Origin of the sequence: Pseudomonas sp. PDM16, from assembly GCF_014851865.1 — a bacterium.
Classification (GTDB): Bacteria; Pseudomonadota; Gammaproteobacteria; order Pseudomonadales; family Pseudomonadaceae; genus Aquipseudomonas.
Genome location: NZ_JACVAM010000002.1, coordinates 1,038,409 through 1,065,270 on the forward strand (window position 1 = coordinate 1,038,409; position 26,862 = coordinate 1,065,270).

Annotated in this window: 21 protein-coding genes and 2 tRNA genes; 6 read left to right on the top strand and 17 right to left on the bottom strand. The window is 65.6% G+C overall.

The window, feature by feature from the left end:
• The first annotated feature begins 99 nt into the window (after positions 1 to 99).
• Positions 100 to 175: transfer RNA gene (locus IB234_RS11285), tRNA-Val, on the top strand.
• A 21-nt stretch (positions 176 to 196) separates the two neighbouring features.
• Positions 197 to 273, top strand: a tRNA-Asp gene (locus tag IB234_RS11290).
• Between the two features lie 158 nt (positions 274 to 431).
• Here the strand turns inward: IB234_RS11290 and cysZ are convergent.
• On the bottom strand, positions 432 to 1,184 hold the full coding sequence (gene cysZ / locus IB234_RS11295) for a sulfate transporter CysZ (RefSeq protein WP_192317519.1): 753 nt from the start codon (positions 1,182 to 1,184) through the stop codon (positions 432 to 434).
• 196 nt (positions 1,185 to 1,380) lie between these two features.
• Positions 1,381 to 3,189 carry a monovalent cation:proton antiporter-2 (CPA2) family protein gene (locus IB234_RS11300; protein ID WP_192317520.1) on the bottom strand — a complete coding sequence of 603 codons (1,809 nt, stop codon included), beginning with the start codon at positions 3,187 to 3,189 and terminating at the stop codon, positions 1,381 to 1,383.
• Positions 3,190 to 3,312: 123 nt separating this feature from the next.
• Here IB234_RS11300 and IB234_RS11305 point away from each other — a divergent pair, with 123 nt between their 5' ends.
• Positions 3,313 to 4,251, top strand: coding sequence for a class I SAM-dependent methyltransferase (locus IB234_RS11305; RefSeq protein WP_192317522.1), 939 nt, complete (start codon positions 3,313 to 3,315; stop codon positions 4,249 to 4,251).
• Between the two features lie 42 nt (positions 4,252 to 4,293).
• On the opposite strand, the gene IB234_RS11310 is transcribed toward IB234_RS11305, so the two are convergent.
• From IB234_RS11310 to IB234_RS11320, 3 genes are all read right to left on the bottom strand, one after another.
• The gene (locus tag IB234_RS11310; RefSeq protein WP_192317524.1) at positions 4,294 to 4,827 is read right to left on the bottom strand and encodes a helix-turn-helix domain-containing protein; all 534 of its coding nucleotides are present in this window, start codon (positions 4,825 to 4,827) and stop codon (positions 4,294 to 4,296) included.
• 85 nt (positions 4,828 to 4,912) lie between these two features.
• Positions 4,913 to 10,369, bottom strand: coding sequence for an AAA family ATPase (locus tag IB234_RS11315; protein WP_192317526.1), 5,457 nt, complete (start codon positions 10,367 to 10,369; stop codon positions 4,913 to 4,915).
• Between the two features lie 104 nt (positions 10,370 to 10,473).
• Positions 10,474 to 11,451 (bottom strand): response regulator, encoded by a 978-nt coding sequence (locus tag IB234_RS11320; protein WP_192317528.1) that lies wholly within the window; start codon positions 11,449 to 11,451, stop codon positions 10,474 to 10,476.
• A gap of 187 nt (positions 11,452 to 11,638) precedes the next feature.
• Between IB234_RS11320 and IB234_RS11325 the strand changes: the two genes are divergently transcribed.
• Positions 11,639 to 12,544: a LysR family transcriptional regulator gene (locus IB234_RS11325; protein ID WP_192317530.1), complete on the top strand. Its 906-nt coding sequence runs from the start codon at positions 11,639 to 11,641 to the stop codon at positions 12,542 to 12,544.
• Between the two features lie 25 nt (positions 12,545 to 12,569).
• On the opposite strand, the gene IB234_RS11330 is transcribed toward IB234_RS11325, so the two are convergent.
• Both IB234_RS11330 and IB234_RS11335 read right to left on the bottom strand, forming a co-directional pair.
• Complete coding sequence (locus tag IB234_RS11330; RefSeq protein WP_192317820.1) at positions 12,570 to 13,823, bottom strand: OprD family outer membrane porin; 1,254 nt, start codon at positions 13,821 to 13,823, stop codon at positions 12,570 to 12,572.
• A 22-nt stretch (positions 13,824 to 13,845) separates the two neighbouring features.
• Positions 13,846 to 14,286, bottom strand: coding sequence for a DoxX family protein (locus tag IB234_RS11335; RefSeq protein WP_192317532.1), 441 nt, complete (start codon positions 14,284 to 14,286; stop codon positions 13,846 to 13,848).
• 277 nt (positions 14,287 to 14,563) lie between these two features.
• On the opposite strand from IB234_RS11335, the gene IB234_RS11340 reads away from it, so the two are divergent.
• Together IB234_RS11340 and ycaC are read left to right on the top strand one after the other, a co-directional pair.
• On the top strand, positions 14,564 to 16,150 hold the full coding sequence (locus IB234_RS11340) for an MFS transporter (RefSeq protein ID WP_192317534.1): 1,587 nt from the start codon (positions 14,564 to 14,566) through the stop codon (positions 16,148 to 16,150).
• Between the two features lie 29 nt (positions 16,151 to 16,179).
• Positions 16,180 to 16,803 carry an isochorismate family cysteine hydrolase YcaC gene (ycaC, locus tag IB234_RS11345; protein WP_043310293.1) on the top strand — a complete coding sequence of 208 codons (624 nt, stop codon included), beginning with the start codon at positions 16,180 to 16,182 and terminating at the stop codon, positions 16,801 to 16,803.
• Positions 16,804 to 16,839: 36 nt separating this feature from the next.
• On the opposite strand, the gene IB234_RS11350 is transcribed toward ycaC, so the two are convergent.
• The 10 genes from IB234_RS11350 to IB234_RS11395 form a co-directional block, all read right to left on the bottom strand.
• Positions 16,840 to 17,223: a helix-turn-helix domain-containing protein gene (locus tag IB234_RS11350; RefSeq protein WP_192317536.1), complete on the bottom strand. Its 384-nt coding sequence runs from the start codon at positions 17,221 to 17,223 to the stop codon at positions 16,840 to 16,842.
• Positions 17,224 to 17,453: 230 nt separating this feature from the next.
• Positions 17,454 to 18,407, bottom strand: a complete 954-nt coding sequence (locus IB234_RS11355; protein WP_192317538.1) for a GlxA family transcriptional regulator — start codon at positions 18,405 to 18,407, stop codon at positions 17,454 to 17,456.
• Between the two features lie 121 nt (positions 18,408 to 18,528).
• Positions 18,529 to 20,487 (bottom strand): amidohydrolase, encoded by a 1,959-nt coding sequence (locus IB234_RS11360; RefSeq protein ID WP_192317541.1) that lies wholly within the window; start codon positions 20,485 to 20,487, stop codon positions 18,529 to 18,531.
• Positions 20,488 to 20,500: 13 nt separating this feature from the next.
• A complete protein-coding gene (locus tag IB234_RS11365; RefSeq protein ID WP_192317543.1) occupies positions 20,501 to 21,064 on the bottom strand; it encodes an antibiotic biosynthesis monooxygenase in 564 nt (187 codons plus the stop codon).
• Positions 21,065 to 21,074: 10 nt separating this feature from the next.
• Positions 21,075 to 22,088 carry an alpha/beta hydrolase gene (locus IB234_RS11370; protein WP_192317545.1) on the bottom strand — a complete coding sequence of 338 codons (1,014 nt, stop codon included), beginning with the start codon at positions 22,086 to 22,088 and terminating at the stop codon, positions 21,075 to 21,077.
• A gap of 14 nt (positions 22,089 to 22,102) precedes the next feature.
• The gene (locus tag IB234_RS11375; RefSeq protein WP_192317547.1) at positions 22,103 to 22,531 is read right to left on the bottom strand and encodes an organic hydroperoxide resistance protein; all 429 of its coding nucleotides are present in this window, start codon (positions 22,529 to 22,531) and stop codon (positions 22,103 to 22,105) included.
• A gap of 339 nt (positions 22,532 to 22,870) precedes the next feature.
• Complete coding sequence (locus IB234_RS11380) at positions 22,871 to 23,401, bottom strand: flavodoxin family protein (protein WP_192317549.1); 531 nt, start codon at positions 23,399 to 23,401, stop codon at positions 22,871 to 22,873.
• A gap of 170 nt (positions 23,402 to 23,571) precedes the next feature.
• Positions 23,572 to 24,924, bottom strand: a complete 1,353-nt coding sequence (locus tag IB234_RS11385) for an SPFH domain-containing protein (RefSeq protein ID WP_192317551.1) — start codon at positions 24,922 to 24,924, stop codon at positions 23,572 to 23,574.
• A gap of 143 nt (positions 24,925 to 25,067) precedes the next feature.
• Positions 25,068 to 25,754 carry a murein L,D-transpeptidase catalytic domain family protein gene (locus IB234_RS11390; RefSeq protein ID WP_192317553.1) on the bottom strand — a complete coding sequence of 229 codons (687 nt, stop codon included), beginning with the start codon at positions 25,752 to 25,754 and terminating at the stop codon, positions 25,068 to 25,070.
• 73 nt (positions 25,755 to 25,827) lie between these two features.
• Complete coding sequence (locus IB234_RS11395; protein WP_192317555.1) at positions 25,828 to 26,856, bottom strand: L,D-transpeptidase; 1,029 nt, start codon at positions 26,854 to 26,856, stop codon at positions 25,828 to 25,830.
• Positions 26,857 to 26,862: the final 6 nt, after the last annotated feature.

The following is a 26,862-nucleotide window of genomic DNA, read 5'->3' on the forward strand; positions in this document are numbered from 1 at the left end:
TCGAGCTTGGCGAAAAAGAGAGATTGAAGAAAAATTTCAAGCAGGGTGTTGACTTAGGCGAGGGCACTGCGTAAATTTCGCCACCTCGCAAGGCTACTCGGGTGATTAGCTCAGCCGGGAGAGCATCTGCCTTACAAGCAGAGGGTCGGCGGTTCGATCCCGTCATCACCCACCATGTCTCTTGCGAGACCGACGCGCAGCGGTAGTTCAGTCGGTTAGAATACCGGCCTGTCACGCCGGGGGTCGCGGGTTCGAGTCCCGTCCGCTGCGCCATATATTGCTCCCAATCAGATCACTGAGAGGGGAGCCAAAGAAGAAGCGGCCATAGGCCGCTTTTTCTTTTTCTGCACTCGCATTTTCGGAGCTGTTTTCCACGTTCCCTGCGCGGCGAAGCTAAGGCGGGTAGCGAGCGCCCCCGCCTGCTACTTCTCTCAGCCCGGCTCCGCTTGCTCTCCCCGCTCACGTTCGCGCACCCAGAACAGCGTCGCGCCGGCCACCGCCGCCGGCATCACCAGGATGTTGACGAAGGGGATCAGCAGCGCCAGGTACACGATGCCGCCGAAGCCCAGGCTCTGCCAGCGTTTCTCGCGCAACCAGGCGAGCATCTCGTTCCAGCCCAGTTTGTTGTTGTCCGCCGGATAGTCGATGTACTGCACCGCCATCATCCATATGCCGAAGAGAATCCAGAGTGGTGCAGCCACCAGGTTGAGCACCGGCACGAACGTGAGGATCAGCAGTGGAATCGCGCGAGGCAGAAAATAGCCCAGTTTGCGCATCTCTCGACCGAGGGTGCGGGGAATCATGGCCATCAGCTCGCCCCAACTGAAGGGCGGGAAATCGTCTCGGCCGCGAACCACTACTTCCACCTTCTCGGCCAGAAAACCGTTGAACGGTGCGGCAATGATGTTGGCCAGCATGGTGAAGGTGAAGAACATCACCACCAGTACCAGCACCACGAACAGGGGCCAGAGAATGTACTCGAGGAAGCTCAACCAGCTCGGCAGGCTCGGCATCACACCGTCGACCCAACCGCCGAACTGCTGCAGGGCGACCATGATCAGTCCGATGAACAGCAGCGTGTTGACTGTCAGTGGCAGCAAGACAAACAGGCGCAGCCCCGGGCTGAGAACCAGCTTGAGACCTTCGCTCAGGTACTGGGGGCCGGAGAGGGCAGGAGAGGGCATGAACGGCTCCGTAATGATGAGAGTGCACCGACCTTAACCAGTTTAAGGGGGGGAGGAAAGCCGCCTCGGCAGGACCTGGCGAGAAGATCAGGCGTTCTTTATTTGCAGGGCTTTTCCTGAAACATGCGGTTGTTGCGGGGAGCGCCAGCTGCAGGATGCTTGTGCCCTAGCCCATATGCCCCGCGGCGGCTCCAGTTTAGCTAGCACCCTTCTCGTCGACGGTATCGCTATCGAACAGCGTCGCCAGCTCCCGGCGGGCCTGGCGTGCGGTCTGCTGTACCGCTGCCTGATTGTCGTAGACCATGTGCTGCGCTTCCAGCACCTCTTCGTCATGACGCTGGAAGCGGCGCAGGCGTACGGCGGCCTGTTCTTCGCTCAGGCCCAGGCCGCGCAGCACCTGATGGCTCATCTCCAGGCTGGAGTGGAAGGTTTCACGCACGGCCTGGGCGTTGAGGTCCCATAGCTTGTGCACGTGCTGGCGGTTGCGCGCGCGAGCGATGATCTTCACGTGCGGATAGAGCTTGCGTACCAGTTCGGCGGTCTTGAGGTTGGTGTCCGGATCATCGGTGGCAATGATGAACCACTCCGCCTTGTCCAGCTGGGCGGCGCGGAGAATCTCCGGGCGCAGCGGGTCACCGTAGAAGATCGGCATCTCGCCGAGACTACGCGACATCTCCACCGCATCCACCGAGGTGTCCAGGGCGACGAAGGGCACGCCTTGGGCTCGCAGCACGCGGGCGATCACCTGGCCCATGCGGCCCATGCCGGCGATCACCACCCGGGGTGTATCGCTGTCCACCGTTTGCAGTTCTGGTGGCACGTCACGCGGTGCGGTCGGTGCGGCCTTGAACCAGTGCGCGGCGAGCAGAACCATTGGTGGCGTCAGGGCCATCGACAGGGTGATGGCGATGACCAGCAGATCATGCACATGGGCATCGAGCAATTGTTCGCCGCGGGCCATGCGGAACACCACGAAGGCGAATTCGCCGCCGGCCGCCAGCAGTACGGCCAGGCGGACAGCGCTGATCCGCGAAAGACCACCGGCCAGGCGTCCGAGCAGCAGCAATACCGGCAGCTTGAGGCCGATCAGCAGCACGGTCAGGGCCAGGACCATCAGTGGCTCGCTCCACAGCAGGGCAAGGTTGGCGGCCATGCCGACGCTGATGAAGAACAGCCCCAGCAGCAGCCCCTTGAACGGTTCGATGTGCGACTCCAGCTCATGGCGATACTCGGAGTCGGCCAGCAGCATCCCGGCGAGGAATGCGCCCAGGGCCATGGAAATGCCGGCCAGCTCCATCAGCCAGGCGGTGCCAATCACCACCAGCAGGGCTGTGGCGGTGGACACCTCGCGGATATTGGTGCGGGCGACGATGCGGAACACCGGACGCAGCAGATAGCGGCCGCCGAGCACCACCAGGGCGATGCTGCCGAACACTTCCAGCAGGCCGCGCAGTTCGTTGCCGGGCAGCGGGTGCGGGCTGGCGTCGCCGAGCATCGGCACCAGGGCGATCAGTGGAATCGCTGCGATGTCCTGAAACAGCAGGATGGCGAAGGCCATGCGCCCATGGGGAGTGGTCAGCTCCTTGCGCTCGGCCAGCAGTTGCAGGCCGAAGGCGGTGGACGACAGTGCCAGGCCCAGGCCAAGCACCATGGCCACCGGCAGTGGCTGATGGAAGCCGAACAGTGCCACGGTACCGATCACCATGGCGGTCAGCATGACCTGGGCCATGCCGACACCGAATACCGCCTTGCGCATCACCCACAGGCGGCGCGGCGACAGTTCCAGGCCGATGATGAACAGCAGCAGGACCACGCCCATCTCGGACAGGTGGCCGACGCTCTCGGGGTCGCCGATCAGGCCCAGTACCGAAGGGCCGATCAACACGCCTGCCAGCAGGTAACCGAGCACAGCGCCCAATTGCAGGCGCTTGGCCAGGGGCACTGCGAGTACCGCGGCGCAGAGGAATACGACTGCACCTTGCAGCAGGCTGCCATCGTGGGGCATGGAGTTCTCCCGTTTGAAAAATGGCGCGAGGGTACCAGCTAGAGAGGCCCGCGTACCTGGCCAAGGCGTCGCAGTTTGAAATTTGCCCTAGAATGCCGGCCTTTCCATCAGCTGTCTGCCGCCATGAATACCGCCGCCATCGCCACCCTTCATCAACATCTGCTCTCGGCATTCGCCGACCTGCCCGGGGAGGCGCGCCGCGTCTTCCATGGCCGCGGTCGGCAGTGGCCGGGGCTGGAACATGTCACCGCCGACTGGCTGCAGGACGTACTGCTGGTGTCACTGTTCCGCGAACCTGGTGCGGCCGAACTGGTGGAGTTGAAAGACATGCTGCTGCACTTCGCCGGCTCGCCGGCATGGGCACAGAGTAGTGCCCGTCATCTGTTGCTGCAGCACCGTTACCAGGCGGACAGCGCCACCGAATACTTGGTAGGTGACGTCGTCGAGCGTGGCGAGGTCGAGGAGGGTGGTCTGCGCTTTCTCCTCGATTTCGGCCGCAAGCAGAACAGCGGCCTGTTCCTCGACATGCGCTTCGGGCGCCAGTGGGTACGCGAGCAGGCAGATGGCCTGCGGGTGCTCAACCTGTTCGCTTACACCTGCGGCTTCTCCGTGGCGGCCATCGCCGGCGGGGCCGAGCGGGTGGTCAACCTGGACATGTCACGCCCGGCCCTGAGCCGTGGTCGCGATAACCATCGGCTGAACGGCCATGATCTGGCCCGGGTCAGCTTCCTCGGCCATGACCTGTTCAACTCCTGGGGTAAGTTGCGCAAGGATGGTCCTTACGACCTGATCATCGTTGATCCTCCGAGCTTCCAGAAAGGCAGCTTCGTGCTGACCCGCGACTACGCCAAGATCATCCGGCGCCTGCCCGACATGCTCACGCCAGGTGGTCGGGTGCTGGCCTGTTGCAACGATCCCTCCATCGCCCCGAGCTTCGTCATCGACGAGATGGCCCGCGAGGCTCCGTCTCTGCGCTACGTGGAGCGCCTGGCCAATCCGCCGGAGTTCGCCGATATCGAGGCCGATAGTGCACTCAAGGTGCTGGTGTTCGCCGCGTCCTGATTCAGGGTTATCCCCAGGGACATATCCCTAGGGATAACTCCTTCAGGCCGATTCGGCGTGTCGTGCGCTCTGCCGCCAGCGCATGGGCGTGGTGCCGGCCAGCTTGCTGAACATGCGGCTGAAGTGCGACTGATCGGCGAAGCCGCATTCCAGGCTGATCAGGGCAATGGACAGGGACTCGTCGGCCAGCAATTCCTTGGCCCGGCGGACGCGCAGGTCCAGCGACCATTCCTGTGGCGACATGCCGGTGGTCTTCTTGAATGCCCGTGAGAAATGGCTGCGCGACATGGCGCACTGCTCGGCCACGTCGGCAATGAACAGGCGCGCGTTCAGGCTGCGGGCGAGAATCTCCTTGGCCTTGCGCTCCTGCCAGGGTGCCAGCGACTGGCGACCGGGACTGTTCGCCGCGGGTTGGTGGTAACGCTCCAGCAAGTGCTCGCACAGTTGCTTGCCAGCGCAGGACACGCCGTCGCGCCCACTGTGAGCAGCGGCCTCCAGCGCCTGCTTCAGCGAGAGAACGAGTTGATAGGTCTGGGCGTCCAGGGTGGCCGAAGCCGGATTGGCCAGAACAGTCATGGGAGCTCTCCTTCACGAATGAACAGAGCGTGCGCCGTTTCGCCAGGCGGCGTCCTTTACCCGATCTGAAAAGCTCTGAGCAACACTATCCCGCCCGGTGTATGGGCAGGGTGAAGAAGAACAGGCTTTCGTCCCTGCGCCCGCGTGTGGCGCCGAGCGTGCCGCCGTGGCTGGAGACGATGGAAGCGCAGATCGCCAGCCCCATGCCCATGCCGGTGGCCTTGGTGCTGAAGAACGCTTGAAACACCTGGCGCAGTTTCTCTGCGGGGACACCGGGGCCGGAATCCTCGATCAGTACCAGCACTTCCGTGCCCAGCGCACAGGCCTGGAGGTTAAGGCGGCGGGTGCTGGGTGGCAGGGCCTGCATGGCCTCGATGGCGTTGGTGATCAGGTTGCGTACGACCTGCTGCAGCAAGGTCGAATCGCCCAGCACCGAGGGGAGGGGCTCAAGCGCCAGGGTCAGCTGGATGTGCTTGTCATCCAGGTCGGCCTGGGTGATCGCCAGTACCTGGCGGATGATCGCCCCCAGTTCCACCGGCTTGCGCGTTGTCGGCTTCTGCCGGGCCAGGGTTCGCATGGCGCGCACGATATCGGCGGCGCGCTGGCTCTCGTCGAGAATGTCACGCAGGCTTTCGAGCGCGTCCTCCATGCATGGCTCGGGGCGCTCCAACCAGCGGATGCTGGCTCCGGCATTGGCCAGGATCGAGGCCAGAGGCTGGTTGATCTCATGGGCGATGGAGGCGGACAGCTCGCCGAGGATGGTCGCCTGTGAGGTGCGGTCCAGCTCACTGCGCGCAGTACGCAGAGCCACTTCTGCCTGGCGCCTGGCGCTGATATCGCAGACCACGCCGATGAAGGCATCGCTGCCGTGGGGTTCGCCAACCAGCTCCAGGTGCAGCGGTGTGCCATCCAGCGACACGGTGCGGAACTCCAGGTGGAAGGCCTGCAGGTGTTCGGCGGCCTCGCCCAGCGTCTGCACGAAGCGCCCTCTGTCGTCGGCATGGACCAGGACGGTGGGATCGAACAGGTAGTCCTGATTGCTGGGGATGGGCATGCCGAGCTCAACCAGCAGGCGCGGCGACCAGAATGAACGGTCAACCTGGTAGCGCCAGACGAAGGTGCCGTAGCGGCTGACTTCCTGGCCGATGGCGAGCAGCGCCTGGGTGCGCTGCAGCGTGGTTTCGCTGTCCCGACGGCGCTGGTTCTCTGCGCGCAGGTCGCTGTACAGCTGTGCAGTGCTCAGGGAAATCGCCGCCTGGGCGGCGAGTAATTCCAGCACGTCGACCCGGGCTGGCTCGAAGGCGCCCTGGGTCAGGCTGTTCTCCAGGTAGAGCGCACCCACCCCCTCGTTCTGCGTGAGCAGCGGTACGCACAGTAGCGAACCGTTTTCCACACGGCTCAGGTAGGCATCCTCGCCGAAGCGGCGGTATGCCTCGGTGCCTGTCAGCAGCAGCGATTCGCGCTGGTGCATTGCCTGGCGCACCAGGCTCAGCGGGGCGGCCCAGGCCACGTTCGGCCGCGGACGCAGGCGTATGTCGATGCCGCGGCTGTCGGCCAGGCCGGTGGCCTCCACGCGTAAACCGTCGCCATCGATCAGCAGCAGGGCGACGTAAGTGGCGCCGGCATGCATGGCCGCATTGGCCAGCAGCGTCCGGATCAATTCGTCGGGCTCGATCTCGCGTGACAGTGCCTGGCAGGCGCGGGTGATGGACAGCATGTCCAACTGCTGATGGGCCGGCAGACCCTGGGAGGGCGTTGGCGTCAGCGGTTGCTCACGGAGGAAGGCATGCTCGCTTTCCAGTTGCTCGGCCAGGGTCACGGCCCCCCAGCGACGCCAGGCGTCGCGAGCCTGGCGAGTGTGCGTGCGTGCCGCCATCTCCAGGCCAAGTACCTGGTAGCAACGGCTAGCCATCTCGTGGGACAGCCCTTTGAGGTGGATGGCGCCGCAGCTTTCTGCCTTGGCGACCGCGCTCTCGTAATGCCGCAGTGCTTCCAGGCTATGGCCATCGAGGCGCAGCAGTTCGGCTTCGGCCAGGGCCAGGCGATCAGAAAAATAGCGGGGGTTCAGTTCCGCCCACAGCCGCAGGTGACGCATCGGTTGCTCGAATTGCTGCGGCAGACCGGTAGCCGTTTGCAGGGCGGCGCGGTTGAGCACGCTGAACAGCGCCAGATCGATCAGGTGGATGTGTGCCGGCACCGCCCAGGTCAGTGACCAGGCGGTATCCATGTGTCTGGCCGCCCGCTCGAAGTCGGCCTCGAGGAAGCTCAGCAGCCCCTCGAACAGTTCCCACCAGAAATGCAGTGGCCCCATGTGGCTGGCGCGGACCCGCTCGACCAGTTGCTCGTAGGGTGGGATCGGGATGCTGCTGCTGGTTTCCCCGGCCAGGCGGCGGATATAGCGGGCCTGGGCATGGAGTACGGTCTGCGCATCGATGAACTCCAGGTTTCTGGCCATGGCCAGGCCGGTGTCGATCTGCCGGAGCATGCGCTCGATGGGGGCGCCGAGCACCAGCAGGTCGGACACGATGTGGTTGTTGGCGTAGCAGGCAAAGCTTGGCGAGCCCTGGGCCAGGCTGGCGCGGAAAGCCGACTCGGCGCATTCCAGGGCGAACGGCAGCGGGCGGGTCCAGGCGCTTACCTGATCCAGGGCGACTAGCACGGCCACCCGGCTGGCGGCGAAGCGCGGCTGATTGGCCAGCCGGCGCGCAGTGGCGGTGTAGTCGAAGCCCTGTTCATAACTGTCGAAGCGGTGCGCGCTGGCCACGCCCAACCAGGCCAGCGCGTGCACGGTAGCCGCGCTCATGCCGTGCTCCAGGCTCAGGCGGGCGATATGGCAGGTGCTCAACAGCATCAGGTCGGGGTGGATGAATGAGCCGGGAATGACTATGGCGGCGAGCAGTTCGACCACTGCCTGGATGTTGGCGTCGCTGATATCCGGCAGGGTGCAGAAGGCTTCTGCCGTGTGCGAGCCCAGGCTTGCCTGCAGCGCCTGCCAGGCCTGTTCGGCATGGTCTGGATCGGGTAGCACCACCCCGAGCTCGGCCAGGCCAGTGGTGGCCGTAGCCACGGCGCCGGCATAGTCGCCACGTAGCGAGCAGATCTCGCACAACAGGCGATACAGCTCGGCGCGCTGCTGCGGCGCATCGGTCGCTGCCAGCAGCGACGTGACATGGCTGGCGGCCGTCTCGTAGCGAGCACTGAGAATCAGGCTGTGGGTCAGCTGCAGGGCAACCGAGCGGACCATTTCTTTGTCTGCATCCGAGGCCTGCACATCGAGCAACCTCTGGGCATGTTGCAGGTAGTCGCGCGCGGTGGCTGCCGCAGCGGCATCCATCGCCAGGCGTGCCGCACGCATCAGCAGTTCGACGAAGGCCCGGCTTTGCGAAGCTTCCAGTGGAGCGTCATCGGCCTTGATCACCTGCGTTGCGACACGGAACACGGCTTCTGGCTCGGCGTCTTCGGTGAGCAGGGCCAGCAGGGCCATGGCGAATTCTACGTACATGGCGCGGCGCATGGGGGGCGCGATACGAGCCCTGGCCGACTCCCACACGGCATCGTGGGTGAACGACAACCCCTCGTGGTGCTGGCTGATCAGCCCCGCCGTGAGCGCGGGTCGCAGCAGGCCGAGCAGCTGTGGCACCGAGGTGTCGATCACGGCCGCCAGGGTCTCCAATGGCGTGCGGTTGCCGAGGATGGCCAGCGCGGCCAGGGTGTCACGGGTGACATCGGGCAGACGTTCGAGGCGCGAATTCATCAGCGCAGCCACATCCTCCAGCAGCGGCGGCAAGTCGTCGAGGGTGGTGTTGCCGGCGTCGCGTAGCGCGGCGATGAACTGGGTGACGTACAACGGGTTGCCGTTTCCCCTGCGGGCCAGTCGATCGGCCAGTAACGCCTGCTCATCGGGGTGCAGATCGAGTTCGGCCTGGAGCAGGGCACTGATGTCGCCGACTGCCAGCGGACGCAGGACCAGCTCGATGGTGCGGGCTCCGAGTGTGCGGCAGTGACCGAGCAGCGGTGCCAGATGCGGACTGGGGCGTTGCTCGTGAAGGCGATACGTGGCGATCAGCAGCAGGTGGTCGAAGCTGCTGGGAGGGAGTTCGCCGAGGAAGGCCTGGGTTTCCTCGTCGATCCACTGCACGTCATCGAGGAACAGGATCAGCGGGTGTTCGTGGCAGGCCAGTAGGGCGAGCAGTCGCTGCAGCATGCCGTGAAGGTAGCGGCGTGCTTCGCCGACCGGCAGTTGGGCGGCAAGAGCGGGCAGGGGGCCGGTCAGCCACTCCAGTTCGGGCGTCAGACGTGACAGCAACACGCCATTCTGGCCGATGGCCTCGCGCAGGCGCTGGCCCCAGCGCCGCACATCGTCTGGTGCTTCGCCAGCGAGGCGGATCAGTAGTGATGACAGTGCGGCGGAAAGGGCGGCATAGGGCAGGTGCTGACGGGACAGTTCGCACTTGCCGTTGGCGAACAGGGTGGCTCCGTTGCCCTGGAGCCTGCGTAGCTGGCGGACCAGCGATGTCTTGCCGATGCCGGTTTCGCCACCGATCAGCACCGTGCCGCCGAGGCCCTGGCCGAGACGGGTGACCGCGGCATTCAATATGGCCAGCTCAGCATGCCGTCCCACCTGGGTGGCTGAGCCCCTGGCGGGTACCTGGGATAGCGTGCGTCGCACGCTGCCGGACTCGCGCCATTCATCGAGGCCACGGCGTAGTTCCGCTTCCAGCAGGTGGGCCGAGTCGGGGCGATGTCCGGGCTGCTTGGCCATCAACCAGGCAAGCAGGTCGTCCAGTGCCTGGGGCAGACCGGGGCGCAAGGTTGCCAGGGAGGGGGGCGGCACGGCGACGTGTTGGTGCAGCCAGCGCACGGGGTCGTCGGCGCTGAATGGTAGGTGGCCGGTAAGCATCTCGAAGAAGCTGACGCCGAGTGCGTAGAGATCGCCGCGCGGCGAGACGGTCTGCTCCGGCGGCAGGTAGGCCAGGCTGCCATCGGGTAGTGGGGGGGCACCTTCGGTGCTGCTGTCGGAGAGCGTGGCGAAAGCGAATCCGGTCAGGCGTATGTCGCCGTTGTTTGCGAGCAGCAGGTTGGCCGGGCGGATGTCCCGATGCACGATACCCTGCCGGTGCAACTGGGCCAGCGCGGAGGTGGCGGCAATGGCCAGGTGCAGGAAGTGTTCTACCGATAGCGGCGCCGGAGCGGCCGTCGATAGCGGAAGGCTGCCATCATCGTCGAGCACCAGCAGCGGGCCGTCGAGTGTATTGAGTTGTACCAGCGGCACCACCGCCCAGGCGGGAGAAAGGCTGGGGCCCAGCGCATACTCACGGTCCAGTCGAGCCAGCTCCCAGAACGATGCCTGCGGGCTGGCACGCACGATCAGCCAGTGACGTCCTGCGCGTTTGTCATACACCTGCCAGCGCGTCAGCTCGCCGATACGGTCCAGGCCGCTCCATTCGATCTGGCGCAGCCAGCGCTCGTCGAAGCATGGTTGGCCGTCGGAGCCGTTCGCCTGCGTGTCGTGCGGGGTGGCGGTATCGGTGGGCGCATTCATGCGCATGGTCCTGGCGTGATGAAGCGCAGACGCAAGGATAGACAATGCGCCGGTATACCTCTGTGCCTGGGTGCAATGGCAGACCGATGGGCGACGCTCATCGATCAGGCCAGCTCGGCCTGCTGGTGGAGCGTCGGGAGCATGCCGAGTGCCCGTCCGATCATCAGCAGATCCACCAGGGTCTTGGCGGCCAGTTTTGTCATGATGTGCTTCTTGTGCACCTTGACAGTGACTTCCTGCAGGCTCAACTCGCTGGCGATCTCCTTGTTCAGTCGCCCGCTCAGCAGAAGCGCAAATATCTGCTGCTCACGTTCGGTCAGCCCGGCATAGCGGTTGCGCACCGATCTGATCAGGGCACTTTCGGCATGTCGGCGGTGAGCCTGTTCCATGGCCTCGCGTACCGCTACCAGCAATTGCTGCTCGTCCACCGGCTTGGTCAGAAAGCCCTCGGCACCGGCCTTCATTGCCCGGACCGACATGTCGATGGTGCCGAAGCCGGTCATGAATACGATGGGCAGGGTGGCCTGGCGCCGGATCAGCTCTTCCTGCAGGTCGAAGCCGCTGCCTTCGTGCAGGCGCACATCCAGCAGCAGGCAGGTGGGTGCTTCCAGGGCACTGCTGGCGAGGAAGGCGGCGGCCGAATCATGGCCGGTCGCGCTGATGCCCATGGAGCGCAGCAGTCGTACCAGTCCTGCGCGCACGGCTGGCTCGTCATCGACCACATGGACACTTGCCTGGGCCTTCCAGGCTTCCGAGTCGGCTGTTGTGGCCGTGGGCATGTCGTCGCGGGCGGCGTGTGCCAGGTTGAGGCGGTAGCCACGCCGGGGCACGGTCTCCAGCAGTTGCTGATCGAGGCCGAGCAGTTTGCGCAGAGTGGAGATCTGCACTTGCAGATTGTTCTCCTCGACCACCGTGTCGGGCCAGGTGGTGCGGATCAGTTCGTCCTTGGTGACCAGGCGATTGGGTGACGACAGTAGTGCTTCCAGGATGGTGAACGCGCGGCTGCCCAGCCGCACTGGCCTGCCGTGCAGGAAGGCCTCCCGTCGCTCCACCGAGAGCCATGCTTCGCCTAATTGAATCATATGGTTACTCGTTGTTTTTAAAGCATATTTCAACGTCGCTCGGTGGCGGCGCCATTTCACCGTAGAGGATAAAAAGCGGCTTCTCAACCAGAGAATGCGAAGCACTAGAATTCGCACAAATGTTCAAGTGATGGTCCTGGCGCTATGTTCAAATGCCAGGAAAATTCGCATATCTGGACGAGGCCTCATGAACCGGAACGAGCTGCGTCATCTCGACATGAACCTGCTGGTGATCTTCGAGGCCTTGATGCTCGAACGAAACCTCACCCGGGTCGGCGAGAAGCTCTTCATCACCCAGTCCACCGTCAGTGCGGCGCTCAGCCGCCTGCGTGATCTGTTCGACGATCCGTTGCTGGTACGCAACGGTCGGCAGATGGAGCCGACTACCCGTGCGTTGCACATCTTCGAGGAGCTGCGGCCGGCGATGGACGTGATCTCCGCAGCTGTCAGCCGAGCCAAGAGCTTCGATCCGTCCACCAGCACCAATGTGTTCCGCCTGGGGCTTTCGGACGATGCTGAGTTCGGCCTGTTTCCGGCGCTGCTCAATGCGTTGCAGCGCGAGGCGCCGAACATCGTGGTGGTGGTGCGTCGGGCCAATTTCCTGCTGATGCCTGGTCTGCTGGCGTCCGGCGAGATCTCGGTCGGTGTCAGCTACACCACTGACCTGCCGGCTAACGTAAAACGTCGCAAGCTGCGCGACATCGGCGTCAAGGTGCTGCGTGGCGACTCGCGCCCCGGACCGCTGACGCTGGACGAGTATTGCGCCCGGCCGCACGCGCTGGTGTCGTTCTCCGGCGACCTGTCCGGCAATATCGACAACGACCTCGCGCGTCTGGGGCGCTGTCGCAGGGTGGTCCTCGCCGTACCTCAGTTCGGCAGTCTGCGCGCGCTGCTGCGCAATACCGACATGATTGCCACGGTACCGGACTACGCGGCCTGCATCCTCGCCGACGATGGCAGCCTGCGCGCTGATGATGCGCCGTTCGAGATGAATGAGTCCGAGCTGTCGATGGTCTGGAGTGGTGCCTACGATGGCGATCCGGCCGAGATCTGGTTGAGGGATCGGATCAAGCAATACATGGCGGCCGTCTGAGCCCATGTCCGGGTCGTTTCGTGCCTCAGAAACGACCCGACAGTGGATATTCGAGAATCAGGTAGAGACGATCCAGGTCGGGGCTGCCCTGCGCGGCATTGGCCCGGTGGGAGACATGCGCGAGGCTGAAGGTGAGGTCGCGAGCCGGGCCGCCCTGTACGACGTAACGCAGATCCAGATCGCGCTCCCAATGACGACCGCCACGGCCCTGCTGAGGGACGAAACGGCCCAGCTCGGCATCGTAGTGCTGGTAGGCACCTGGGTGCGGTGCATGGGTACCGTCGATGCGACTCCCGCGCACGTAGCGCGCCGACAGGCTCAGGCCGGGCAGGCCTGCCCCGGCTGCGTTCCATTGGTAACGTAACTGCCACGAGCGTTCGCCTGGGCCGTTGAAGTCGGCGTACTTGATCGAGTTGGCCAGGTAGATGGAGTCGCCGCCGACGAAGTCGAACGGTGTATCGCCCTCCACACGCTGGTAAGCCAGGCTCAGGGTGTGGGCCTCCAGCGTCAGGCTGCCGAGCAGGCTGTAGGCCAGGGTGTCGATGGCGCCGGCATGCTGAGCGCCACTGGCGCGTGTGCGATACAGGTTGGCGTCCAGTACCCAGCGCCCCTGGTGTGTGCCGAGGTTGGCGTAGGTCTGCACCCAGGTGTCATCCAGCTTTCCGATGTAGATTGCTCCGCGCCAGCGTGAATCGGCAGAGCCGTGGCGTAGCCCGGTGAGGCTGAGGCCTCCATGTCGAGTGCTGGCGCCGTAGCCGATGAAGTCTCCACGCGCGGAGCTGGATGCCTGGTTCTTGAACGAGGTGAAGCGCCCGCTCTGGAGCAACAGGTCGTCGGAGATTCGGCTATCGATCATCCAGCCGGTGGCGTATTCGGGGCTCAGGCGCTTGTCGCCGGTGTCCAGGACCGGGGTCTCCACCTGCATTTCGCCGTAGCGCAGGTTGGTGCCTCCCCAGCGTGCGCGCAGTGCGGCGCCGGCGTTGGCGTAGTCGTCTTCGGCGGCGCCGTCGCCATCGACTGGCAGCAGACCGGCTCCGGCGTGTCCGCGGCCACCGTCGAGCTTCAAGCCGAGAAAGCCGTGAGCCTCGGCGCCCAGGGCCAGCTCACCATGCTCGAAGAGGTCGCCTGACAGGCTGGCGATGAAGCCCTGTGCCCATTCGCGGCGCTGGCTCTGCCCGCCAGGGGCGGGCTCGCGGTAGTCGCTGTCCAGCAGGAAGTTGCGCGCCAGCAGAGACCATTCGGCGGCCGCGTAGGCGGGCAGGCGCAGGCTAGTGCACAGGCTGCCAGAGCGGCTGCGCGGCTCATGCTGGCCTCGGGCGCAGTGCGGCCCTGATCACCAGAGGGCCGGGACCTGTCACGGCGAGGCCGCCGTAGAGCACCAACAGCAGCCAGGCGAACTGGCCCTGCTCAAGGCTCCACTGCGGATGCACCAGCGCCAGCGACACCAGCAGTACGGCCAGTACCGGCAGGCAGGCCAGGCGTGCCCAGATGCCCAGGATGAGCAGAAGCGGGCAGATCACTTCGGCCAGTACCGCCAGGGCGAGGGTCAGGTGTGCACCCAGGCCGAGCGGGTCCTCGATACGTTGTAGCTCTCCATTCCAGTCCAGAACCTTGGGCAGTCCATGTACCAGAAGCAGCATCAGCGCGGCGCCGACACGCAGGAGCAGCAAGCCCCATGCGGGAGATGCGGGTGGGAGAAGGGAAAGTATCGAGGCGGCTCGACGAAGGGAGGAAGTGGGCATAGGTGGATCTCCGGTAACGATGGGTCGCCACTATCGACAGGGTGTCCGGAGATTTCTTGGCGCGATGTGCTGTCACCAGGCGCCGGTTCAGCGACCGCGGCTTTCAATGCCGCATCGACCCGCGTCAGCTGAGGCCTGTGCCGGAGCGAGCAACAGAGCACATCGATGCAATCCAGGCGCCGGCGAGACGGGGATAGTGTGGCCATCTAGCCAGAGGGGTTGCCATGAGCAGGACCGATTCGCGTCAGTACACCGGGCAAGCCCCATGGACAATGCAATGAATACGCCTGCGGTCTCGCCGTGGGCGCCGTTGCAGAGCACGGTGTTCCGCTGGCTGTGGTTGGCGAGTATCGCCTCCAACATCGGGACCTGGATGCATGAGGTTGGCGCCGGCTGGCTGATGACGTCGCTGTCGGCCAGTCCCTTGGCGGTGGCCCTCGTGCAGGTCGCCGCGGCGTTGCCGATCTTCATGCTGGCGCTGCCGGCCGGGGCATTGGCCGATATCGTCGACAAGCGCCGCTACCTGCTGGTGGTACAGGTGTGGATGGCCGCCATCGCCCTGGCTCTGGCGTTGCTCACCTTGAGTGGGCAGATGAACGTGCCGTTGCTCCTGCTGCTGACCTTCGGCATGGGCATCGGCACCGCGCTGATGATGCCGGCCTGGTCGGCGCTGGCGCCGGAAGTGGTCGACCGTGATGCGCTGCCGGCGGCGGTGGCGTTGTCCAGTCTGGGCGTCAATGTGGCGCGGGCCATCGGCCCGGCGCTGGCCGGCATCCTGGTCAGCCTCAGCGGGCCGTGGCTGACCTTTGCCCTCAACGCTGTGTCCTTCTTCGCCGTGATAGTTGCCTTGCTGCTGTGGAAGCGTGCCCCGAGTGAGAGCGTGCTGCCGGCCGAGCGACTGTTCGGTGCGATCCGCGCCGGTGTGCGTTATGCCCGTAGCGCACGGCCGCTGCAGGCAGTGCTGGTGCGCACCGCAGCGTTCTTCCTTGGAGCAAGCGCCGGCATGGCGCTGCTGCCGGCACTGGTGCGCCGTGAGATCGGCGGTAGCGCGCTGGACTACGGCATCCTGCTTGGCTGCGTCGGCCTCGGCGCGATTGGCGGCGCCATGCTGCTGCCACGCCTGCGCGCGCGTTTCGGTGGTGATGCCCTGGTGCTGGCCGCCAGCCTGGCCTACGCGGCGGTGCTGTTCGGTCTGGCCTGGCTACGCGAGTTCGCCTGGCTGGCGCCACTGATGCTGCTCAGCGGCGCGGCCTGGATCGCCGTGCTGTCCAGCCTGCAGTTGGCGGCGCAGACCTCGGTGCCGTCCTGGGTGCGCGCTCGCGCACTGTCCGTTTACATCCTGGTGTTCTTCGGCGCTTCGGCCGCCGGCGGCATCGCCTGGGGAGCGCTGGCCAGCGAGCTGTCTCTGACAGCGGCCTTCGCCGGTGGCGGGGCTTTGCTAGTGCTGGGCACGCTGACCCGTCTGTGGTTCGCCTTGCCGGCCACCCAGGCCGACGACCTCGCGCCTTCGCTGCACTGGCCGACGCCGATCCTGGACGAGGCGCTGGATCGCGAGCGCGGCCCGGTGCTGGTCACCGTGGAGTACCGCATCGCCGCCGAGGATGCCGCCGCCTTCCGCCTGGCCATGCATGACGTGCGGCGCATGCGCCGGCGCAACGGCGCCTTCTCCTGGGCGCTGCTGCAGGACAGCGAGGACCCGAGCCTGTGGCAGGAACTGTTCTTCGACGAGTCCTGGCTGGATCACCTGCGCCACCACGGCCGCGTCACCCGCGCCGAGCAGCGTATCGAGGCCGCCGCACGGCATTACCAGCAACCCGGCGAGCCGGTGCGCATCCGCCACCTGCTCGCTGCCCCGCAAGTCTGATTTCAAACCCCGAAAAAGGAGTGTCAGCCATGTCCGTTCCCTACAAGCGCCTGAACAAGGACGACGCCGTCGTTCTGCTGGTCGATCATCAGTCCGGCCTGATTTCCCTGGTGCAGGACTTCACCCCCAGCGACTTCAAGAACAACGTCCTGGCCCTCGGTGCCGTGGCCAAGTTCTTCAACCTGCCGACCATCCTCACCACCAGCTTCGAGCAAGGCCCCAACGGCCCGCTGGTGCCGGAACTCAAGGAGCTGTTCCCGGATGCGCCCTACGTCGCTCGTCCCGGCCAGATCAACGCCTGGGACAACGAGGACTTCGTCGCTGCGATCAAGAAGACCGGCCGCAAGCAGCTGATCATCGCCGGTGTGGTGACCGATGTGTGCGTGGCCTTCCCGGCGCTGTCGGCGATTGCCGAGGGCTTCGACGTGTTCGTCGTCACCGACGCATCCGGTACGTTCGACAAGACCGTGCAGCAGGCTGCCTGGGCGCGCATGAATGCCGCCGGCGTACAGCTGATGAACTGGTTCAGCGTGGCGTGCGAGCTGCACCGCGACTGGCGCAACGACATCGAAGGGCTGGGCAACCTGCTGTCCAACCACATCCCTAACTACCGCAACCTGATGACCAGCTACTTCACCCTGATCGGCAAGTGAGGGCAGGGGCGTGCGGCGGCTATGCCCGCCGCGCGCTCAGTTCGAAGCCTGCAGTCGCTCCAGCCGCCACTGGCTGGGCGGCATGCCGGTTTGCCGGGCGAATACCCGCGAGAAATGCGCCTGGTCGGCGAATCCGCAGTCCTGGGCGATGTGAACGATGGCGTGCTCGTGGAGCAGCAGCTCCCTGGCGCGTTCCAGGCGTTTCTGCGTCAGCCACTGGTGTGGCGACATCCCCGTGCTGCCGTGGAAGGCGCGGGAGAAGTGGCTGCGTGACAGGCCGCATTCGCGTGCCAGCCAGGTCATGGAAATGCCGTTGTTGAGGTTGGCGGTTATCAAGGCCTTGGCCAACCGTTCTTGCCGTGGCGCCAGTCGTATGGGCGCGCTGCCTGGCTCCTGCAGGATGAGCCGTGGCGGAGTCATGCAATCTGGTGTCGACCCACGGACGCCCATGCGATTCCCTCCCGAATGCTGAAATGACGCTGCGGGGCCAGGTTCTCAATGGCCGTGCACGCAGATGCGTGCCGAGCCAGGTCGACCGGCCCGCCGCAAGGCGCTGTAGCGTGGGAGGAATGATGGCGCCGTTACGCCTTCGAGCAAATGCAGCCGTGGGGACGTGAAGCGCCAACAGGGGGCCGGATACAGACAGGTCGTCAGCCGAACTGATGGCGGTACTGAGCGGGGGTGAGACCCAGGCGCTCGCCGAACTGCACTCGCATGCAGCGCACGCTGCGGAAGCCGGCGCGGTAGGCCACGGTCTTCAGCGGCAGGTCGCTGGTCTCCAGCAGGTTGCGGGCTCGGTCGATGCGTGCACCCTGCACGAACTCCATGGGTGTGAGACGGGTCTCGCGAGCGAACACGCGGGTGAAATGGCGGGTGCTCATGCCGGCCACACCGGCCAGGCGCTCGACGTTGAGGTCTTCTTCCAGGTTCTCCAGGGCGTAGTGCTGGGCGCGGCTGACCGGCGATTCCTCGCGCGCCACTTCGGCCAGCATCGGGCTGAACTGGGCCTGTCCGCCCTGGCGCTTGGTGGCCACCAGCAGCACCTTGGCCACGCTGACTGCCACCTGCTTGCCATGGTCTTCGGCGAGGATGGCCAGGGCCATGTCGATGCCGGCGGTAATGCCGCCCGAGGTGATCAGCTCGCCGTCCTTGATGTAGATCTGGTCGGTGCCGACGCAGGCGTTGGGAAAGCGCTTGGCCAGGCGCTCGGTGTAGTTCCAGTGGGTGGTCACCTGGCGGCCGTCAAGCAGGCCGGCCTCGCCGAGCAGGAAAGCGCCGGTGCAGATCGAGCCATAGCGGCGCGAGGCCGCACTGGCGCTGCGCAACCAGGGCAGCAGCTCGCCGTGTTCACCGTTGTAGGCACCGGGACCGCCGGGGATCAGCAACAGGTCGAAGCTGGTCGGGGCATCGGCCAGTTTGTGCTCGGCGAGCATGTGCAGGCCATTGGAGGCGCGCACGTTGGTGTCGCTGGTACTGCTGATGGTGCTGATGCGGTATTGCCGGTCGCCGGGGAGGTAGCGATTGGCGATGGAGAACACTTCGATCGGTCCGGCCACGTCCAGCATCAGGACATCGGGAAAGAGAAGCATCGCCACGTTTTTCATGCTGCGGTCGCATCGGCTCGTTGGGGGAAGAAGAACAGAATAGCAATTCTTCCCAACGCCGGGGATCCGCGAGATAGAGCCCACGCGCCGGTTCAATGACCGGCACGTGAGCGGCTTCGCATCAGAAGGCGAAGCAGGAGCAGCCGAACGCGCCCCAGAAGCCCTGGTAGTCGCTGATCGGCACCGACGACTGGCGTGCCCGTTCATGGCTGTGGGCGTGCACGGCGCAGCTGCCGACGCACTGGTGCACAGCGGCCACCAGCGGTGCGGCCGGCTTCCAGTGGCCGGGTACCTTGGCCACTGGCGACCAGTCGGGCAGTACCGGCAGTTGCGCCGGGCCGAGCTTATCGAACTCGCCGGCCGAGTAGACCACCTCGCCGCCGACCACGGTCAGCACCGACTCGATCCACTTGATGGCCTCTTCCTCGACGCTGAAGAAGTCCGCCGACAGGGCGGTCAGGTCCGCCAGTTGGCCAACCTTGATCTGGCCCTTCTTGCCCTGTTCGCTGGAGAACCAGGCGCTGCCGTGGGTGAACAGCTGCAGCGCGGTCTCGCGTGGCAGCCCTTGGGGATACAGCTCCAGGCCACCGACGGTCTTGCCGCTGACCATCCAGTACAGCGAGGTCCAGGGGTTGTAGCTGGCCACGCGGGTGGCGTCGGTGCCGGCGCCCACCGGTACGCCCTCGGCCAGCATGCGCTGGATCGGCGGGGTGGCCTCGGCGGCCTTGGCGCCGTAGCGGTCGACGAAGTACTCACCCTGGAAGGCCATGCGGTGCTGGATGGCGATGCCGCCGCCCAGGGCGCGCACGCGCTCGATGTTCTTCGGCGTGATGGTCTCGGCATGGTCGAAGAACCAGGGCAGGCCGTTGAACGGAATGTCGCGGTTGACCTTCTCGAACACGTCGAGCATGCGCGAGATGGATTCGTCGTAGGTGGCGTGCAGGCGGAACGGCCAGCGCTGTTCCACCAGGTGGCGCACCACCGGCTCCAGCTCGGCTTCCATGGTGCCGGGCAGGTCCGGGCGCGGTTCGAGGAAGTCCTCGAAGTCGGCGGCGGAGAACACCAGCATCTCGCCGGCGCCGTTGTGGCGCAGGAAGTCGTCGCCCTGGCCGGGTTTGACGATCTTGCTCCAGTTCTGGAAGTCGGTCAGTTCTTCCTTGGGCTTCTGGGTGAACAGGTTGTAGGCGATGCGCACGGTCAGCTGCTTGTCCTTGGCCAGCTGCTCGATCACCTGGTAGTCGTCCGGGTAGTTCTGGTAGCCGCCGCCGGCATCAATGGCGCTGGTCACGCCCAGGCGGTTGAGCTCACGCATGAACTGACGGGTGGAGTTGACCTGGTACTCCAGCGGCAGCTTCGGACCCTTGGCCAGGGTGGCGTAGAGGATCATCGCGTTGGGCCGGGCGATGAGCATGCCGGTGGGCTCGCCGTTGGCATCGCGAACGATCTCGCCACCCGGCGGGTTGGGCGTGTTCTTGTCGTAGCCGACCACGCGCAGCGCGGCGCGGTTGAGCAGGGCGCGGTCGTACAGGTGGAGGAGGAACACCGGGGTGTCCGGCGCGGCCTTGTTGATCTCGTCGAGGGTCGGCAGGCGCTTCTCGGCGAACTGGAATTCGTTCCAGCCACCGACCACCCGTACCCACTGCGGGGTTGGAGTGCGCTCGGCCTGGTCCTTGAGCATGCGCAGGGCGTCGGCCAGCGAGGGCACGCCTTCCCAGCGCAGCTCCAGGTTGTAGTTGAGGCCGCCGCGGATCAGGTGCAGGTGCGAGTCGTTGAGGCCGGGGATCACCGTGCGTTTCTGCAGGTCGATCACGCGGGTGCCGGCGCCGCGCAGGGCCATCACCTCGGCATCGCTGCCGACGGCGACGAAGCGCCCCTGGTGGATGGCCACGGCGCTGGCGTTGGGTTTCTCCCGGTCCACGGTGTGGATGCGGCCGTTGTGCAGAATCAGGTCGGGGTGCATGGAGCCTCCTTTGTCGGCGCCGAAGATCGGCAGGGCGGGCCACAGCGCGCCGGCGGCGCCGAGGACCGAAGACGCGGCGAGGAAGCGGCGTCGGCTGTTGTTGGCGGGGTCGTTGGGCATGGGGCCTCCGGGTTCAGGGCCGATTGAGCCAGGGCGCGAGCCAACGGGTGACTCGCGGCATGAACAGATAGACCACCAGCAGGACGATGGTCAGGGTGATCAGCGTGTTGCTGGCGAGGTGGCCGCCGAGCCAGGGCAGGGCGGCGAACAGCGGCTGCCAGAGCAGCGGTACCAGCAGACTGAGCGGCAGGATCACGGCGAAGGTGACGCAGGCCTGTTTCCAGCGTGGCGGCGGGTTCGCTGCCTGTTCCGGGGTGAACCAGAACTCGCGGGCCGGGTGCAGGACCAGGTCCTCGTCGGCGGCCAGCAGCGGGCCGACCTCCTCGATCAGGCGCTTGCGCTCGTCGGAACCGAGCCAGTGTTGCAGGCGTTCGGCGCCGGCGAAGCGCAGCACGCTGGTGAACAGTGCCTGCTCGCCTTCCTTGCCGCGCATCACGTCGACACCCAGGTGCCCGGGGTAGCCCTGGGCGGCCTGGACGATGCGCCGCAGCCAGCTCTCGTAAGGGTCGAGCTGGCCCTGGCGCACGCGGTGGCGGATCAGCAGGGTGACCACTTCATCTGTGCTATCCGCTGCCATGTCGTGCTTCCTATTTGAGGTGCTGCTTGAGTTCGACGCCGGCCTGGCGCATGGCGGCCTGCACGGCCGGAACATGGGCCAGCGGGTTGAGCAGGCCGTAGTCGTGGATCATGCCGTTGTAGCGCACCGCGGTGACGGTGACACCGGCGGCGTCCAGCTTGCGCGCGTAGGCCTCGCCCTCGTCACGCAGTACGTCGAACTCGGCGGTCTGGATCAGGGTAGGCGGCAAGCCCTTGAGTTGCTCGGTGGACGCCTGCAGCGGCGATGCGAAACGCTCGGCGCGCTGCTTCGGATCGGTGGTGTAGCTGTCCCAGAACCACTGCATCAGCGGCTTGGTGAGGAAGTGACCCTGGGCGAACTGGTTGTAGGAAACGGTTTCCAGGTTGGCATCGGTCACCGGCCACAGCAGCAGCTGGAAGCGCAGTTTCGGCACGCCGGCTTCTTTTGCCTTGAGCGCGACCACTGCAGCCATGTTGCCGCCGACGCTGTTGCCGGCCACGGCCAGGCGCGAGCTGTCCACGCTGATTTCCTTGCCGTGTTCGCCGACCCATTTGGTCGCGGCGTAGGCCTGGTCGATGGCGGTCGGATACTTGGCTTCAGGTGATGGCGTGTAGCCGACGTAGACAGCCACGGCGCCGGAGTTCACCACCAGGTCACGGATCAGACGGGCATGGGTCGGGTAGTCGCCCAGCACCCAGCCACCGCCGTGGAAGAACATGAACACCGGCAGCTCACCCTTCACGCCCTCGGGACGGACGATGGTCAGGGCGATCGACTGGCCGCCAGCCTGGATGGTCTTCTCCGACACGCTCACGCCGGACAGGTCGACCTTGACCGAGGCCTGGGCGCCAACCAGCACGGCGCGGGCATCTTGCGGGCTGAGGGTCTCCAGCGGCTTGCCGCCGCCGGCTTCCAGGGCTTCGAGAAAGACCTGGGTGTTGTGTTCCACGCCGGGGCTGCCGGCGGCGAAGGCGTTGCCGGTGGCCAGGGCCAGCAGCGAGGCGAGCAGAGTGAGACGGTTCATGTCGATGCTCCTTGTTAGTCGACCAGGGTGAGGGTGACGTCGATGTTGTTACGCGTGGCGTTGGAATAGGGGCAGACGATGTGCGCGCGCTGGATCAGCTCCTGCGCGGCCTCGCGGGCCAGGCCCGGCAGGCTGATGCGCAGCTCGACCTCGATGGCGAAGCCGGTGGGCACGACGCCGATGCCGACCACACCCTCGATGGAGGAGTCGGCCGGCACGCTGAGCTTGTCGCGCATGCCGACGAACTTCAGGGCGCCGAGGAAGCAGGCGGAGTAGCCGGCGGCGAACAGCTGCTCGGGGTTGGTGCCTTCGCCGCCGGCGCCGCCCAGTTCCTTGGGCGTGGTCAGGGCGACGTCGAGGATGCCGTCGGAGGACACGGCGCGGCCGTCACGGCCGCCGTAAGCTTCGGCGTAGGCGCGGTAGAGGACTTTTTCGATGGACATGGCGGTTCTCCCTGGTATGGCCAGGCCATAGGCCGGGCGTGTTGGCATCAATGGTCGGTGGTGTTTGGCGGCAATCTGTTGCAGATCAGGACCGAGTGATCTTCGTTATCGAGTCGAGCGATCTATGGTGTCTGTTCGATCAGGAGCGGAGTCTGGTCGGGCGGAATAGGCAACAGCTTGCCTACTGAGGTGGTCGCCATGGTGATGCTCCGGAAGGGAGATAAAGGAGCATGGAGTGTCGCGCGGCGATGCGTCCCGCTCTTGCATGGACGTGCCGCTTTTGCACTGGCGTGCGCAAAAGAAAACGCCCCGCATGGCGAGGCGTTGTTGGAGCTTTCTTCAGGAGGCCACGGGGGACAGCCAGGCAGGGCGCTGACGATCGCGCTGGTAGGTGGTCGAGGCCAGCACCTGTACTACGAAATCCTCCAGACGCTGTGGAGACAGACCGCTGAGCACCTCACTCTGTAGCAGGATCTGCACGGGCGAGGGTACCTGCCGGGTCAGCGTGGCGATCTCCTCTACCGCGTTGAAGCCGCCACGGCCGCCCTGGGTGCAGACCACCGAGATGCGCTTGCGTGACAGATCGTGGTCGCTGAGGAAGGTGCGCAGCGGCGCGGCCAGGCCCTTCATCCACACCGGGGTGAGCAGCACTATGTGGTCGAAGCGCTCCAGTGGCAGGCCCTCGTAGCGATAGTCGGGGCGATTGCGCAGCCAGGCGTCGAACATGCAGCGCCAGTCGCCGCTGGCACCGGCGCGGGGCTTGGTATCCTGGATCAGGGCCAGCGGCCAGCCGGTGAGCCTGGCCAACTCGTCGGCGACCAGGCGGGTATTGCCGGTGCGCGAATAGCACACCAGAAGAATGTCGTTCATGGCGACCTCCGTCGCGCGGCTGGGGAGCGAGCCGGAACCGTCCGGCGCTGGTTTCAGCGTACGCACCAGCCGGGTGCGTGGCTTGATCCGTATCAAGGAAGTGGAGGGGCGAGGCGGGAGATGTAATGAAAAACGCCCCGCGGGGCGGGGCGTTCGGGTGATGCGGAGGCTTATTCCTTGACCTTCATGTCCAGCGACAGGTCGCGAGCGGCTTTGGTGGCGAGGATGCCCATCAACTGGCCGATCTCGTCCTGGCGGCTGGCGCTGGCGCCGTTGCCCGAGCCTCCCATCATCACGCCTGGGACCGGTGCCTGGGAGGCGGCTTCGGCCCACACCTTATTGATCTGCACCAGGGCGTCGAGCTTCGGTTGCAGGGCGCCGTCCGCCTCGATCACGGCCTTGCGCGCATAGGCCTCGGCGTCGGCGGTGATCTTGGTGGCGTCAGCGGTGATGGCCGCCTTGTCGCGCAGCAGCTCGGCGGTCTGCTTCTCGATTTCGGCACGGCCTTTTTCACGCTCGGCGTTGATCCGCGCCAGCTGCTTCTCGGTCTCGGCCTGAGTGGTGCGCTCGATCTGGTCGCGCAGGGTTTCCTGGCGTCGGGCTTCCACTTCCCGCTCGCCGCGGGCGGTGACCAACAGTTTCTCTTCCTCTTCCTTGAGGCGGTTCTGCCGGGCCACGGCCAGCTCGGCCAGCGCCTGCTGGACCTTGACCATGCGCTGCTTGTACTGCGGATTGGGGTCGACGTTGGTGATGCGTGCCTCGACCACCTCCACGCCATATTTGCGGAACTGCTGCTGCTTGCGCACCGGGATGCCCTTGTTGTCGGTGACCTTCTCGGTGATGAACTGGCTGGCATTGTTGTCGCCGAAGGTGCCCTGGTCGCTACCCGCCTGCAGGATCGCGGTCTGACTCGGGATGTGGCCTCGCGGACCGCGTACTTCCTTGCGCTTGATCAGGTACAGGCCGTCATTCAGCTGGTTTTCGAACTCGGCGGCGAATTCGCTGCGGGCGCCGGCATAGAAGTCATCGGCGCTCATCAGCGAAGCGGTGGCCTGCAGGGTTTCCTTGATGGCGGGAACCAGCGCGGTCTTGATGAAGTTGTCCGGGTTGCGATATTCCTGGGCGATCTTCAGGAACTGGTCACCGCTGGGCAGACGGAAGCGCGCCGAGGACTCGACCTTTGCGTCGACGTTGCCGAGGAACACGATGGGGAAGGCCTCGATGGTGGCTCCCAGGCTGTCGTTGTCGAAGCTGGTGTCAACCTCATGATTCTCACCGAGCACGGACTGTACGCTCAGCGCCTTCTTCCATGGCGTGGCGCGGCCGAACCATTTGGTGGCGTAGCCCACATCGTCGACGATCTTCTCTTCGCCGAAGATGGTGCGTACGTGAGTGGCGTAACCGGCTTCGTTGTAGAAAAACACGCCGTTGAAGGCGACGAAGCCGGCGACAGCCACCAGTACGGGCAAACCGACGTATTTGATGAGAGAGAGCCTGGGGTTCGGTCCGACCGTGATGTCCATTATCTGTCCTTGACTGCGGGAAAGGAGCGCGAATGCTGATCAGGCCATTGGCAGGCGTCAAGAGGCCGTAGGCCGGGATGTGCCCCGGCTCCCAGCGCTTCAGGATTGTTGGGTGGATCCGTCGCTCATTCGCCTCAGCGGGCTCAGTCCTGACGGGCGATGGTCTCTTCGACCAACGGGCAGCTGGCGGCGTTGAGGTAAGCGGATTTCTCCAGCCATTCTTCCTGCGGGTAGTAGGCGAACAGGTAGCTGCCGCGCTGCAGGGCGTCGATCAGCTGGCCGGCGATGGCCGGGCGTACGGCGGGGCAGCCCTGGCTGCGGCCGAGGCGGCCGAGGCCGGGCACCACGCCCGGATCGGCATAGGCGGCCGAGTGCATGACGATGGCGCGCGCTTCGCTGTTGTCGTTGAAACCCACCTCCAGGCCGCGCAGGCGTAGGGAGCGACCGTGCTTGCCGCTGTAGGTCTGGCCGGTCTGGAACAGGCCGAGGGACGACTGGTAGCTGTTGGGACGGTTGGAGAAGCTGGTCGGCACGTCGGCGCCGCTGTTCTTGCCATGGGTCACCCACTCCTCGAACAGCAGCTTGCGTGCGGCCAGGTCGAAGACCCACAGGCGTTTCTGCCGCGAGGGGCGGGAGTAGTCGATCACGGTCAGCAGCTGCTCGACCTTGCCCTGGCCGGCGCACTGGTAGGCGGTAAGCGCCAGTTTCAGCGCGACGGGGTTGGCCTGCGGGGCCAGGCGCTGCAACGTTTCGACATCGGGCAGCGTGGCGGCTTGGGCCAGGCCGGAGAAGATCAGGACGACGAAGGCTGCAGCCAGTCGATTCAGCATCGAAGGAATACCTGCACGAAGCGTGTGGCTATGAATGCGGGCGCATTCTGCTCGAAATTTGTCCAGCTGCCGATCATTTTTTGACCGGCGGTGCAGTTTCCTCGGGTTCGGTGTTGATCACCGTCATCTGCCCGTCGCTGCGGGTCTCGCGGCTGGCGCTGAGGTCGGTGATCACCAGGGTGGTACCGATGTCCATCGCGTCATGCAGCTGGCGCAGGAAATCCTTGTCGACACTGACGTGGCCGAGCTGGTCGGCCGGCGTGCCACCCGCCTGCGGGTCGCTCAGGGCCACGGCGGACCAGCGCAGCGGCGGTGCCGGGTCGAACTCGCTGGCTGGCGGCTTCTGCAGCAGAGAGAACACTGCCATGCCGTGCGGCAGCTCGGTGCCGCTCGCCAGCACCGGCGCCGAGCCGATCAGCTCGCCGCCACGGAACACGTAGACGCGCAGGTCGGCGCGGCTGATCAGGATCGACAGTGGACCGTGATCGCTACCAGGGTCGTTCAGGTAGGTGCTGCCGGCGACCTGCGGCTCGCCCGCCGGCTTGCCGTCGGCCACCAGCGGCGCGAGCAGGCCGGGATGGTTTACCTCGCTCGGCGCGCTGTGGCTGTCGGTGATGACCACCGTGGTGCTGCCGAAGCCGGTGATCTCGTAGAGCTTCTTGGCGAACTCCAGCGGCAGGTGCACGCAGCCGTGGGAGCTGGGGTAGCCGGGCAGGCTGCCGGCATGCAGGGCGACGCCATCCCAGGTCAGGCGCTGCATGTAGGGCATCGGCGCGCTGTTGTAGAGGGTCGAACGGTGGCTGACGCTCTTCTGCAGGATGGTGAACACCCCGGTGGGCGTGTCCTTGCCGGGCCGGCCGGTGCTGACCGTGGTGACGCCGATGACGATGCCGTTGCGGTAGATGTAGGCGCGTTGCTCGGTGAGGCTGACCACTAGGGTGATCGGGCCCTGCGGCGAGACTTCCGGGTACCACAGGTACTGCCCCGGCTTGAGCGTCTTCAGCTCCTCGCGCAGCTGGTCGGCGGCGGGCAGCTTGAGTGGCTCGCCGTTGGCGAGCATGGGCAGGAACAGGGCCAGGCAGGCCAGTAGCAGGCGTGTCATCGCTTC

Bases quoted from the DNA above. Each gene is read 5' to 3' on its own strand.
- IB234_RS11395 (WP_192317555.1), bottom strand. From the start codon at position 26,856: ATGACACGCCTGCTACTGGCCTGCCTGGCCCTGTTCCTGCCCATGCTC.
- IB234_RS11370 (WP_192317545.1), bottom strand. From the start codon at position 22,088: ATGAACCGTCTCACTCTGCTCGCCTCGCTGCTGGCCCTGGCCACCGGC.
- IB234_RS11310 (WP_192317524.1), bottom strand. From the start codon at position 4,827: ATGACTGTTCTGGCCAATCCGGCTTCGGCCACCCTGGACGCCCAGACC.
- ycaC (WP_043310293.1), top strand. From the start codon at position 16,180: ATGTCCGTTCCCTACAAGCGCCTGAACAAGGACGACGCCGTCGTTCTG.
- IB234_RS11350 (WP_192317536.1), bottom strand. From the start codon at position 17,223: ATGACTCCGCCACGGCTCATCCTGCAGGAGCCAGGCAGCGCGCCCATA.
- IB234_RS11365 (WP_192317543.1), bottom strand. From the start codon at position 21,064: ATGGCAGCGGATAGCACAGATGAAGTGGTCACCCTGCTGATCCGCCAC.
- cysZ (WP_192317519.1), bottom strand. From the start codon at position 1,184: ATGCCCTCTCCTGCCCTCTCCGGCCCCCAGTACCTGAGCGAAGGTCTC.
- IB234_RS11335 (WP_192317532.1), bottom strand. From the start codon at position 14,286: ATGCCCACTTCCTCCCTTCGTCGAGCCGCCTCGATACTTTCCCTTCTC.
- IB234_RS11340 (WP_192317534.1), top strand. From the start codon at position 14,564: ATGAATACGCCTGCGGTCTCGCCGTGGGCGCCGTTGCAGAGCACGGTG.
- IB234_RS11375 (WP_192317547.1), bottom strand. From the start codon at position 22,531: ATGTCCATCGAAAAAGTCCTCTACCGCGCCTACGCCGAAGCTTACGGC.
- IB234_RS11305 (WP_192317522.1), top strand. From the start codon at position 3,313: ATGAATACCGCCGCCATCGCCACCCTTCATCAACATCTGCTCTCGGCA.
- IB234_RS11320 (WP_192317528.1), bottom strand. From the start codon at position 11,451: ATGATTCAATTAGGCGAAGCATGGCTCTCGGTGGAGCGACGGGAGGCC.
- IB234_RS11315 (WP_192317526.1), bottom strand. From the start codon at position 10,369: ATGAATGCGCCCACCGATACCGCCACCCCGCACGACACGCAGGCGAAC.
- IB234_RS11300 (WP_192317520.1), bottom strand. From the start codon at position 3,189: ATGCCCCACGATGGCAGCCTGCTGCAAGGTGCAGTCGTATTCCTCTGC.
- IB234_RS11360 (WP_192317541.1), bottom strand. From the start codon at position 20,487: ATGCCCAACGACCCCGCCAACAACAGCCGACGCCGCTTCCTCGCCGCG.
- IB234_RS11390 (WP_192317553.1), bottom strand. From the start codon at position 25,754: ATGCTGAATCGACTGGCTGCAGCCTTCGTCGTCCTGATCTTCTCCGGC.
- IB234_RS11355 (WP_192317538.1), bottom strand. From the start codon at position 18,407: ATGAAAAACGTGGCGATGCTTCTCTTTCCCGATGTCCTGATGCTGGAC.
- IB234_RS11380 (WP_192317549.1), bottom strand. From the start codon at position 23,401: ATGAACGACATTCTTCTGGTGTGCTATTCGCGCACCGGCAATACCCGC.
- IB234_RS11325 (WP_192317530.1), top strand. From the start codon at position 11,639: ATGAACCGGAACGAGCTGCGTCATCTCGACATGAACCTGCTGGTGATC.
- IB234_RS11385 (WP_192317551.1), bottom strand. From the start codon at position 24,924: ATGGACATCACGGTCGGACCGAACCCCAGGCTCTCTCTCATCAAATAC.